This window comes from Kitasatospora cineracea, assembly GCF_003751605.1.
GTDB classification, from domain to species: domain Bacteria; phylum Actinomycetota; class Actinomycetes; order Streptomycetales; family Streptomycetaceae; genus Kitasatospora; species Kitasatospora cineracea.
In genome coordinates, this window is record NZ_RJVJ01000001.1 from 1478696 (window position 1) to 1490093 (window position 11398).

Genomic DNA, 11398 nt, shown 5'->3' on the forward strand with positions numbered 1-11398 from the left:
TGGGTCCTCCTCCGTAGTCGTTCCACCGGAATGCGCGCGGCCGGGGCCGCGCGCGGGCTGTTCGGCCGGCCTAGCGGGCCGGCGCCCCGGGTTCCGCGACGGCGGCGAGGGCCCGGGCCCATCCCGCCACCGTGCGGGAGCCCTGGTCGACCAGGGCGGACTGCGGCAGTTCGAGCCCGGTCTCGTTCCCGATCCGGACGGCCAGCCGCATCCAGTCCAGGGAGCCCAGACCGAGTTCGGTCAGGTCCCGGTTGCGGGTGCGTTCGTCGCCCAGGATCTCCGCGGGGGAGAGGGCGGGGCCGCCGAGCTCGTCCAGCATCGCGGCGAGCTGCTCGGCGACCAGCGCGCCGAAGTCGTCACTTCGCACGGTGTTCCTCCTGTCGGACCAGGGCGATCAGCGCGTCCCGGTCGAGCTTTCCGACGACGTTGCGCGGGACGGACGGGCACAGCAGGACCCGCGGGCGCGGCACGCCCGCGGGCAGGGCGGACAGCCGGTCCTCCACCGCGGCGGCGGGCACGGCGGCCGAGGTCTCGACGACCGCGTGGAGGTCCTCGATCCCGGGGGTCCGCTCGCGGCCCAGCACCAGCAGGTGCACCTCGGTGACCCCGGGGAGCGCGCCCAGCCCCCGGGTGACCTCGTCCGGATCCACCCAGCGGCCGTTCACCCGCAGTGCCGAACCGAGCCGGCGGACGTGGTGGAAGATTCCGTCCGCGTCGCGCTCGACGAGGTCCCCGGTGCGCCACAGGCGGGTCGGCTCGCTGCCCAGCAGCCCCTCGACCGGGACCCGGGTGGCGAGGACCAGCTCGCCGCGCTCCCCGGCCGGCGGCGAGCTGACCGTGATGCCGTCGATCGGCCGCCCGATGCCCCGCGGCCCCAGGAACACGCCGCCCGTCTCGGTGGAGCCGTAGCCGCGTTCCAGCGGGCGGCCGAAGCGCCCGCGGAAGGCGGCGTCCAGTGCGTCGGGCACCGGGCCGGCTCCCGCCAGGGCGGCGCGCACCCGCCCCTCGCCGGTGCGCCGGGTGTCCACCAGGAGCCGGGCGATGCCCGCCGTGAGCGCCACCACGGCGACCGTCCCGGTGTCCAGCAGGCCGGCCAGGGCCATCGGCCGGGTGGGCGGCGTGGTGTCGAGGTCGCAGCCGGCCAGCAGGGCGCTCATGGCCACGCCCCAGCCGTAGGAGTGGGTGAGCGGGACCGGCACCGCGACCAGGTCGGCCGCGGTCAGCCCCAGGTACCCCTGGTAGCCGGCGGCCTCGACCAGGACGCCGGCCACCCCCCGGCGGGCCGGCTTGGGGGTGCCGGTGCTGCCCGAGGTCGGCATCAGCACGGCCGTCCGCTCCAGGCCCGGAGCGGTCCGGGCCCCGGTGGCCGGGACGGCTTCCAGCCCGTGCCGCAGCCGGCAGGTCCCCCGCAGGCCGGCGGGCAGGTTCCGGTCGTTCGGCGCCACCAGCGGGACGGCGTCGAGCTGCCAGGCCGCCACGGTGGCGGCCACCAGGGCGCCGGGCTCCAGGTCGGTCAGCAGCACCACGTCGCCGGGCCGGACCCCGGCGCCGTCGAGGGCCGCGCGGGCCCGGTCGACGAGGCCGTCCGCCCCGCCGACCGGACGGCCGTCGACCCGCGAGCCGGCGGAGAGCACGAGTGCGGCCAGGGCGCCGCGGTCGTCCGTCACGATTCCTCCCGGTCGTCGGGCACCGGCAGCACGACGACCTGTTCGTCGAGCAGGGCGGGGTCGGCCGTCTCCCGGTAGGAGTGCAGCAACCGGTCCGGGTCCGGGCGGAACGCGACCGCGTGCCGGACGCCGTTGACCGCCACGTCGAGTCGACCGGGTGCGAAGAGGTCGCCGCGCAGGTGCAGCCGCACCTCCCGGGCGCCGGTGACCGCGACGTCGATCGCGGTCGCGGACCGGCGCTCGGCCCGGACCTCCGCCACGGCCTGCGGGGCGATCCGGTCGACCGCGATCCAGTGGGCCCGGCCGTGGGAGCCGTCCAGCGCCCGGTGGCGGACGGCGGCCGGGACGCGGCCGCGCCGCCGGGCGGAGAGCCAGTCGGCCAGCTCGCTGCGGAGCGGGGCGTTCCGGCCGGTCAGGTCGAGCGACTCCAGGGTGTGGCCGCCGCCCCGGATCTCGGCGTGCCGAAGTTCCGGGTGCCCGAGGCCGCGCAGGGCGGCGACGGACTCGCGGTCGAACCGGGGCGCGATCTGCCGGTCGGCGTCGCCGTGCAGGACGAACACCGGCAGCGGCAGCAGGTTCGGGAGCAGCGCCCGCTTCCTGCGGTCGGTGCCGAACAGCTCCCACATCGACAGCGCCCCGTTGACCGGCACGGCGGCGCAGAAGCGGTCCCCGAAGCGCATGGCGAGGTTCCAGGTGGCCAGCGCGCCCATCGAGTGCCCCGCGATCAGGCACCGGTCGGGGTCGGCGTCCAGTTCGGTCCGCGCCCAGCGCAGCGCGGCGAGCGGGAAGTCGGCGCCGCTCAGGTTCCAGCACGGCGCGTCGAACGCGTTGCCGAACAGCCCGGCCAGGTCGAGGCGGTTGGACCGCTCGTGCACGGGCTGGGCGGTGGGGCAGAGCACGGAGACGTCCAGCCGTTCGGCGAGGTCGCGGAACCGGCTCAGCATCCGCGGTCCGCTGCCGCCGACCCCGTGCAGGAGGACCAGCGCGCCGGTCCGGCCGCCGACCGCCCCCGCCGGGGTGTGGACCGCCATCTCGGTGGTCCGGCCGTTCTCGTCGCGCAGCAGCACCTCGCGGGTCCCGGGCACCGGGCCCGGACCGGGTGCCCGCCCGGTCAGCAGGCGGCGCAGCGCCGCCGCGTCGAACCCGGTGCGCGCCAGCAGGTCCAGCGCCCCGGCCGGGTCGTCCGCACGGCAGAGCCGGCGGACCTCGTACGGGTCCGGGTCGGTCAGCACGGCGGGCTCCCGGGCTCCCGCTGCGCGAAGGACAGCGCCCCGAGGCAGACCGGCACCCGGTTGCGGCGCTCCGCCCTGCCGTGCATGAGCTGCAGGACACCGATGATGTCGGACGCCCGCACCGGGAACTCCAGCGTGTCGGCCCCGTGGGCCGCGGCGAGCGGCCCGAAGGCGGCGAGCAGCGCGGCGAGCCCGTCCCGGTCCGCCCCGAAGCCGGCGCTCGCCACCAGTCGGCGCCCGTCCAGCACCCAGTGGACGCGCAGCGGTCCGTCCGCGGGCGCTCCGAACAGGTCGACGGCCGCCGACCGGTCGGCGGCGCACTCCCGGGGCAGCTCGAGTTCACCGCGGAGCGGCGGCGGGGCGGCGGCGCCCGCGGTCGGCGCGGGGCCGCCGGAGGGGGCCAGCGGGAGGGCGAAGCGGTGCACCATCGGCGCCTGCCGGCGCAGCCCCAGGAGTTCGGCGATCGCCGATTCGGGCATCCCGGGTTCGAACCAGGCGGCGACGCCGGGCAGGCCCTCCGCCCGGGCGGCGTCCCGCAGCGCGAACGCCAGCTGCACCGCGGCTCCCGAGCCGCGCACGTCCTCGCGGACGTAGACGCCCTTCAGGAAGAGGTACGGCCCCCACCGCAGGCTCCGGTGGACGGCGCACAGCCGGCCGGCGGGGTCGTCCAGCCCGGCCCAGCGGAAGTCCCCGTCGGCGGCCAGTTCCCGGCGCAGCAGTTCCGGGGTCAGTCCGAACCCGCCGGTGAGCGCGTGCACGGCCGGGGCGTCCGCGGCCACCAGCCGTCGCGGCCGGACGTCACTCACCCGCACAGCGCCCCGCCCCTCCGCCCCGGACCTCGGCGACCGGCAGCAGGCGCCGCCGCAGTGCGACGTACTCCCGGCCCTCGCCGGAGGGCGCACCGGCGGGGGCGCCGACCGCGACCTTCTGCATCTTCCGGCTGGAGTTGCGGCCGGCGATCAGGTTGAGCATCGGGCGGGTCGCCAGGAAGCGGCTGTCGAGGTCGCCGATGATCCACGAGAACAGGTCCGGGTCCAGCGGGTGGAACGTCGGGTCGAGGATCTCGGACTTCTCCAGGCCGAGCTGCCGGGCCAGCGCGGTCTCCGGCAGGACCCGGTACCCGACGTTCAGGATCAGCTCCCCGGCCGCCAGGTTCTCGTTGATGTACCGCGCCGTGGTGCGGACGCTCTCCCGGTCCTCCCCCGGTCCGCCGAACACCACGCTGACCGTGAACCTGAGGTCGTGGCGCCGGCAGCGGTCGATGAACCTGGTCACGTGCCGGGTGTCGAAGCTCTTGCCCAGCAGCCGCATCACGGGGTCGTCCAGGCTGTCCGGCGAGATCATCACCGGCCCGACATTGCTGGCGGCCAGGAGTTCGGCGAACTCGTCGTCGAAGGGCTTCGGGGTGAAGTACGCCGTCCAGGTCAGCCCCGGCAGGTCGGCGGCGGTCACGGCGCGCACCACCTGCTTGGCGTAGGACAGCTCGCTGTTGAAGATGCCGTCGGTGAAGAACACGTCGCGGATCCCGCTCGCGTAGGCGGTGCGCAGCTCCTCGACGATGGCCTCGGTCGGCTTCAGGTCCCCCGCGTTCTCGCCGCTGATGTAGGCGTACGGGCAGTAGACGCAGCCCTGGTAGCAGGTCTTCCGCTTGGTCTCCACGCCGATGGACCCGCCCCGGGAGGCGTAGGCCGCCAGCAGGGACGCCGGGTGGTCCAGGACGTTGGCCGTGAATCCCGGGTAGCGGTCGCCCGGGAGGTTCTGCCCCAGCCCCCGGTACCGCTCGGGATCGGCCACGACGTCGATCATCGGCTGCTCGCCCGGACCGACCACGCCCACGTCGAAGCCGAGCCGCTCGATGAGTTCCTGGCCGAACAGGCTGTAGCCGGGCCCGCCGCCCACCAGGAGCGGCCGGCGGTCCCCCAGGGCCGCGCGGACGCGGTCCATGAAGGCCTCGTAGTGCGGCACGTGGCTGTCGCAGTTCAGGTCGACCGGGTCGATGTTCCTGATCGTGAACCCGATCACGTCCCACGGCTCGGCGATCCAGGACAGGTCGGTGAAGGCGCCCGGGTCCTCGACGAAGTCGACCAGGCGGGTCCGGTGGTTCTCCCGGTCCAGTGCGTCCTGGATGCACCGGAGGCCGATCGGGAAAATCGGCTCGTTTCCGGGCATGGGAATACTGGCGAGATTCACGAGCAGAACGGCGGTCATGGCATTCCTTCACGGGAACACTGGTCATGGCCCGGCAACATTCGTCGCCGGGCCACGACGTCGGCGACCCCTTTTCAGGGAATCACCCGGACATACGGCTGGTGCCGACCGGCGGCCGGTGGCACCGGATTGATCGCCCTATCCGCTTACAGCGGGTCGCAGGACGGGCCCGCGACCTTGTAGAGGAACTCGGAGTCGACGAGGTTGAACAGCGCCTCGGCCGCACTGTCGAACCGCTTGGAGTCCATGGTCATCAGGCTGTCCATGCCCTCCTTGTCGAAGGACAGGCCGGCCTTCTCCATGGTCCCGCGCGGGTCCGAAGAGAGGTCCTTGGCGAATTCCTCGTCGTAGGTGAGACGCCCGACGATCGCGTCCATGGTCATGGCCGCACGCATCGCGGACTCGACCTGGCCCCGCGTGAGCTGAATGGTCTCAGCCACCTGGAACACCTCCTTTGGTTTGGGTAAGGAGATTGGAAGCCTAGGAGGACTCGAGGGAAAGTCAACGTCGATTTCCGCGGCAGGTGAACCTCGTGTGGTGAAAATTCCCGCCCGCCCCGGAATCCTTTGCGAAGATTTTCCTTCCGACCCCCGGCCGCACGGCCCGACGCACCGCGCGGCCGTTGCAAATCGGTACGAACTTGACGGGTGCTTGACAGCCGAGGTCGGCATCATGTTGATAGGCGTGACAGCAGCATGGCATCGGGGGGAGCTGTGAAAAGCATGGCGAGGGAACACGGGCGGTCGTTCGGGGACGCTGGACAGTCGGTCCGAATGGTGCCGGTCAAAGCACTGCTCCCCGCGGACTCGCCCCGGCTGGCCGGAGTGGACGAGACCCACGCACGGGCGATGGCGGAGAGCGACACCGACTTCCCGCCGATCCTGGTGCGCCGGGACGAGCAGCGGGTGGTCGACGGCATGCACCGGCTCCGGGCCACCGTCCTGCGCGGGGAGCAGCACATCGCGGTGCAGTACGTCGAGGGGTCGCCCGCCGACCTCTTCGTCCGCTCCGTCCAGGTCAACGCCCGCCACGGGCTGCCGCTGACGCCCGCGGACCGCAGGACGGCGGTCAACCGCATCCTGGCCACCCACCCGCACTGGTCCGACCGGGCCGTCGCCGCGGTCGCGGGCGTCTCGCCGAAGACCGTCGGCGCGGCCCGGCGGAGGCTTTCGACCGGGGAGACTCCTCAGTCGAATCCGCTCGCCGCCCGACTGGGCAAGGACGGCCGGCTCCGGCCGGTGGACATCCGGGCCCGGCGGGAGCGGGCGCGCTGCCTGCTGGTGGAACGCCCCGGGGTGACCCTGCGGGCGGTGGCCGAGGAGACCGGCATCTCGATCAGCACCGTCCACCGCCTGCGGCAGGAGCTGCGGTCCGACGCCGCCCACCGCGCCACCGCGGAACGGTCCGGGCGGTACCCGGGCATCCCCCCGCAGTCGGGGCCCCGGACCGTCCGCCGGATGGTCCTCGCCGCCCGGCCCGCCGCGGACGAGCCGGAGAGGAGCGCGGCCGAGCCCTTCCCGAAGGACGACGACCTGTGCCTGAAGGCCCTGGAGGTCCTCGCCCACGACCCCTCGATCCGCTTCACGGACAGCGGACGCGCGCTGCTGCGCTGGCTCAGCAGCCAGGCCCGCGGGCTGGACGCCGCCGAGCAGCTGTTCGGAGCCGTGCCGCCGCACTGCGCCAAGGCGCTGGCCGAGGTGGCGAGCCACTACTCCAGGGCCTGGAACCGGCTCTCGAACGAACTGGGGGACGCGGTCCGGGCCCACGACTCCTGGCCCGTCGCCCGCTGACCCGCCCGGCCCCGTCAGGCCCCCGTGCGCGGCCGCCGGGGGCTCACGGGGTCAGCCGGTCCACCGTGCCGTCCGAGACGCCGTACCGGGCACCCTGCAGCGCCTTCGGCACGTCCTCGGCGACGGCGGCGGTGACCAGCACCTGCTCGCCGCCGGCCACCAGCTCGGCCAGCCGGTCCCGGCGCCGGGCGTCGAGCTCGGCGAACACGTCGTCCAGCACCAGCACCGGCTCGCCGCCCTCGGAGCGCAGCAGCTCGTACGAGGCCAGCCGCAGCGCCAGCGCGTAGGACCAGGACTCGCCGTGGCTGGCGTAGCCCTTGGCGGGCAGCGGGCCGAGCCGCAGCAGCAGTTCGTCGCGGTGCGGGCCGACCAGGGTCAGGCCGCGCTCGACCTCCTGCCTGCGCGTCGCCCGCAGGGCGTCCAGCAGCTGCTGCTCGGCCTGCTCGCGGCTGGTGGGGAGCTCGCCCTCGAAGGAGGAGCGGTACTCCAGCACGGTGTCGCCGGCGCCGGGGGCGAGCTGCCGGTATGCCTCGGCGACCAGCGGCTGCAGCGCGGCCACCAGCTGGATCCGAAAGGCCGTCAACTCCGCTCCGGCGCGGGCCAGGTGGCCGTCCCAGACCTCCAGGGTGGCCAGGTCGGCGGACTTGCCGCCGCCGGCCCGGCGGGCCATCGCGGCGGTCCTCAGCAGGGCGTTGCGCTGCTTGAGCACCCGCTCGTAGTCGGAGCGCACCCCGGCCAGCCGGGGGGCCCGGGCGGTCAGCAGCTCGTCCAGGAAGCGCCGGCGCTCGCCCGGGTCGCCCTTGACCAGGGCGAGGTCCTCGGGAGCGAACAGCACGGTGCGCAGCACGCCCAGCACGTCGCGCGGGCGGACGTTGTCGGAGCGGTTCAGCCGGGCCCGGTTGGCCTTGCCCGCGGTCAGCTCCAGCTCGACCAGGGTGGTGCGGCCGCCCTGGGCGACCACGCTGGCCCGGATCACCGCCCGCTCGGCGCCGAGCCGGATCAGCGGGGCGTCGGTGGCCACCCGGTGGCTGCCCAGGGTGGCGACGTAGCCGATCGCCTCGACCAGGTTGGTCTTGCCCTGCCCGTTGGGCCCGACGAACGCGGTGACGCCCGGGTCGAGCGGAACCTCGACCCGGGCGTAGGAACGGAAGTCGGCGAGCGACAGGTGCGCGACGTGCATGACGGTGGACTGCGCTCGCCTTCTGTCCGGAGCTGCTTACTTGGACTCGACCGCGTGGCCGCCGAACTGGTTGCGCAGCGCGGCGATCATCTTCATCTGCGGGGAGTCGTCCTGGCGGGAGGCGAACCGGGCGAACAGCGAGGCGGTGATCGCGGGCAGCGGCACCGCGTGGTCGATGGCGGCCTCGACCGTCCAGCGGCCCTCGCCGGAGTCGGCGGCCCAGCCCTTGAGCTTGGCCAGGTGCTCGTCGTCGTCCAGCGCCCGGACGGCCAGGTCGAGCAGCCAGGAGCGGATCACGGTGCCCTCCTGCCAGCTGCGGAAGACCTCGCGCACGTCGGTGACCTCGGGGGCGGCCTCCAGCAGCTCCCAGCCCTCGGCGAAGGCCTGCATCATGGCGTACTCGATGCCGTTGTGGACCATCTTGGCGAAGTGGCCGGCGCCGACCTTGCCGGCGTGCACCGAGCCGAAGTCGCCCTCGGGCTTGAGCGCGTCGAAGACCGGCTGCACCTTGGCCACGTGCGCGGCGTCGCCGCCGTACATCAGCGCGTAGCCGTTCTCCAGGCCCCAGACGCCGCCGGAGACGCCGCAGTCGACGAAGCCGATGCCCTTCTCGGCGAGCAGCTCGGCGTGCTTGACGTCGTCGGTCCAGCGGGAGTTGCCGCCGTCGACCACCACGTCGCCGGGGGCCAGCAGCTCGGCCAGGTGCTCGACGGTCTCCTGGGTCGGGCCGCCGGCCGGGACCATCACCCACACCACGCGGGGGGCCTCCAGCTTGGCGACCAGCTGCTCGACGCTGTCGACGTCGGCGAGGTCCGGGTTGCGGTCGTAGCCGATGACGGTGTGGCCGGCGCGGCGGATGCGCTCGCGCATGTTGCCGCCCATCTTGCCGAGACCGATGAGGCCGAGCTCCATGACAAGTCCTTCACTGTGGTGTCGTGCCTGATGGCGGCGCCGTTGCCGCACCCACTGAGCCTACGCCGACGCCGAGGGCTCGCCGGGCAGCCACAGGGGCGCGGAGGCTGCTCGCCCCTCGCGCCCCTGGTGGTCGGTGCCCGGTCAGCCGGAGAGGCGGACCGGCATGATCAGGTACTGGTAGGCCTCGTCCGGCTCCGCGTCGACCGCGGGCTTGCCGGTGAGCAGGGCCGGCTTGGTCGGGGTGGTGAAGCTCAGCTGCGCGTAGCCGGCGTCGATCGCCTTGAGCCCCTCCTCCAGGTAGCCGGGGTTGAAGGCGATCGAGATGTCGTCGCCCTCGAGGTCGGCGTCGATCCGCTCGGTGGCCTGGGCGTCGTCGCCGGAGCCGGCCTCCAGGGTGAGCACGCCCTGCTCGAAGTTCAGCCGGACCGGGGTGTTGCGCTCGGCCACCAGCGAGACGCGCTTGAGCGCCTCCAGGAAGGGCTGGGTCTGCACCGCGGCGACCGCCGAGAACTCGGTCGGGAAGATCGACCGGAACTTGGGGAACTCGCCCTCCAGCAGGCGGGTGGTGGTCCGCCGGCCGGCGCCCTCGAAGCCGATCAGGCCCTCGCCGGCGCCGCCGGTGGAGAGCGCGATGGTGACCTGGTCGCCGCTGCCCAGGGACTTGGCGATGTCCTGCAGGGTCTTGGCGGGGACCAGCGCGACCGCGTTGATGTCGTCCTGCTCGGGCTTCCAGAGCAGCTCGCGGACGGCGAAGCGGTACCGGTCGGTGGCGGCCAGCGTGATCCCGCTGCCGTTGATCTCGACCCGGACGCCGGTGAGCACCGGCAGGGTGTCGTCGCGGCCGGCGGCGACCGCGGCCTGGCTGACCGCCGAGGCGAATACGTCGCCCGGGACGGTGCCGGTGGCGGTCGGCATCTGCGGCAGCGCCGGGTACTCGTCGACCGGGAGGGTCGGCAGCGTGAAGCGGGAGGTGCCGCAGACCACGCTGACCCGGGCGCCGTCGGTGGAGATCTCCACCGGGCGGTTCGGCAGGTTGCGCGAGATGTCGTTCAGCAGGCGGCCGGAGACCAGGACGGTGCCGGCCTCCTCGACGTCCGCCTCCAGCTCGACCCGGGCCGACACCTCGTAGTCGAACCCGGACAGCGCCAGGGTGCCCTCCTGCGCGGTCAGCAGCAGGCCGGCCAGCACCGGCACCGGCGGCCGCGCGGGGAGGCTGCGGGCAGCCCAGGCCACCGCCTCCGCGAGGACATCACGCTCCACCCGGAACTTCACCGGTAACCGCCTCCTGGCTGCTGTCGCCGCACGGTCGGCCGGTACCGCCGATCCGTGCTGTCGATCGTCTGATCCTCGTCGGGCGACCGGCCGGGCGGATCAGCTCCGCCCCGTCCTGCTTCCGGTTGCCGAAGGACAGTCTGACGTACTCGGCTGACAGCCGGGGCAGATGGGCACAAGCGGACCGAACAAATGTCGGGGCCCGGTTGTCCACAGATTCGGGCCACCCCCACTGTTGATCATGCTCCGAGCTCTCTATGTGTAGCAGTAGTAGTAGGGCCTGTGGATACCGTGGATAACCCCGTTTCCGCAGGTCAGAGGCCGTATTTTGTCCACAGGTCCTGTGGACGGCGGCTGTGGACAACCAGGCCCTCCTGTGGACAGCGGAGAGTAATCCACAGGGCACGCTGAGTATCCACAGGTTATCCACAGCTGTTTCCACAGAAAACGGGGGAGTTATCCACCGGCCCGGATCAACTTCGCGTGACGCCTTTCACACGCAGGGGTGACGGGGAAGTTGATGTTGCCGAACTGTGGACACAGCTGTGGAAAACCTGGGGATAACCCACCCATTCCTGTGGACAGCCGGTGGATAACTCTGTGGACGTGCTGACGGGCCCTCAGTTCTCCACAGGCTGTGGATAACTGTTGTGCACAAGTCCACAGGGGGTTGACCTGCGCGGAAGAGCGTAGCCCCGATCGGGCTGTGGAGGAACCTCTGGATAACCGGGGCCCGTGCACCCTGTGGACGGGGAAAACCCACCCGTTCCTGTGGACAACCGGAGTGCGGACCCGAACCGTTCGATTGGCTGCGCAGACGTTCGGTGCGGCGGCGGGGCCGGAGAAGGCGCCGTTCCGCGGATTCCTGCCCCGTCGGAGGCCGGTCCACACCCCCGCGGGCCGCCCGGCCGGCCCGGACCGAACGGATCCGGCCACCCGTCGGCCCGTCCCTCGTTCGACCGGCGGCCCTCTACTACAGGCCCCCCGCGGCAGTCCGCCGAAGCCCGTCCCGGGCACCCGGACGAGTGCTCCGCGTCGCAGCCGCACCACTCGTCCGGGTAACGCCCGAGGCATGCGGAAGGGGAGTCGGACCGCCTCGGTCCGACTCCCCTGTGATGCGTCAACTGCCTTGCT

10 protein-coding genes are annotated in these 11398 nt (G+C 73.3%); 1 reads left to right on the forward strand and 9 read right to left on the reverse strand.

Annotated features, from left to right (window positions below; all coding sequences use genetic code 11):
- Positions 1–70: 70 nt before the first annotated feature.
- From EDD39_RS06700 to EDD39_RS06725, 6 genes are all read right to left on the reverse strand, one after another.
- Positions 71–367 carry an acyl carrier protein gene (locus EDD39_RS06700; protein ID WP_123553980.1) on the reverse strand — a complete coding sequence of 99 codons (297 nt, stop codon included), beginning with the start codon at positions 365–367 and terminating at the stop codon, positions 71–73.
- Positions 357–1667: a class I adenylate-forming enzyme family protein gene (locus tag EDD39_RS06705; RefSeq protein ID WP_123553982.1), complete on the reverse strand. Its 1311-nt coding sequence runs from the start codon at positions 1665–1667 to the stop codon at positions 357–359. Before EDD39_RS06705 ends, EDD39_RS06700 begins: the two co-directional genes overlap by 11 nt.
- A complete protein-coding gene (locus tag EDD39_RS06710; protein WP_123553984.1) occupies positions 1664–2899 on the reverse strand; it encodes a hypothetical protein in 1236 nt (411 codons plus the stop codon). The genes EDD39_RS06705 and EDD39_RS06710 overlap by 4 nt, the downstream gene beginning before the upstream one ends.
- Entirely contained in the window at positions 2893–3705 is an 813-nt protein-coding gene (locus tag EDD39_RS06715; protein WP_148089401.1) for a GNAT family N-acetyltransferase, read from the reverse strand. The genes EDD39_RS06710 and EDD39_RS06715 overlap by 7 nt, the downstream gene beginning before the upstream one ends.
- On the reverse strand, positions 3698–5068 hold the full coding sequence (locus tag EDD39_RS06720; RefSeq protein ID WP_162869958.1) for a B12-binding domain-containing radical SAM protein: 1371 nt from the start codon (positions 5066–5068) through the stop codon (positions 3698–3700). The genes EDD39_RS06715 and EDD39_RS06720 overlap by 8 nt, the downstream gene beginning before the upstream one ends.
- A gap of 185 nt (positions 5069–5253) precedes the next feature.
- Complete coding sequence (locus EDD39_RS06725) at positions 5254–5547, reverse strand: Os1348 family NHLP clan protein (protein ID WP_123817860.1); 294 nt, start codon at positions 5545–5547, stop codon at positions 5254–5256.
- A 333-nt stretch (positions 5548–5880) separates the two neighbouring features.
- On the opposite strand from EDD39_RS06725, the gene EDD39_RS41935 reads away from it, so the two are divergent.
- Positions 5881–6897, forward strand: a complete 1017-nt coding sequence (locus EDD39_RS41935; RefSeq protein ID WP_123553992.1) for a helix-turn-helix domain-containing protein — start codon at positions 5881–5883, stop codon at positions 6895–6897.
- Positions 6898–6940: 43 nt separating this feature from the next.
- On the opposite strand, the gene recF is transcribed toward EDD39_RS41935, so the two are convergent.
- From recF to dnaN, 3 genes are all read right to left on the reverse strand, one after another.
- Positions 6941–8077 carry a DNA replication/repair protein RecF gene (gene recF, locus EDD39_RS06735; protein ID WP_123553994.1) on the reverse strand — a complete coding sequence of 379 codons (1137 nt, stop codon included), beginning with the start codon at positions 8075–8077 and terminating at the stop codon, positions 6941–6943.
- Positions 8078–8113: 36 nt separating this feature from the next.
- A complete protein-coding gene (gene gnd, locus EDD39_RS06740) occupies positions 8114–8989 on the reverse strand; it encodes a phosphogluconate dehydrogenase (NAD(+)-dependent, decarboxylating) (RefSeq protein ID WP_030457641.1) in 876 nt (291 codons plus the stop codon).
- 144 nt (positions 8990–9133) lie between these two features.
- Positions 9134–10264, reverse strand: coding sequence for a DNA polymerase III subunit beta (gene dnaN, locus EDD39_RS06745; RefSeq protein WP_030457640.1), 1131 nt, complete (start codon positions 10262–10264; stop codon positions 9134–9136).
- Positions 10265–11398 lie beyond the last annotated feature (1134 nt).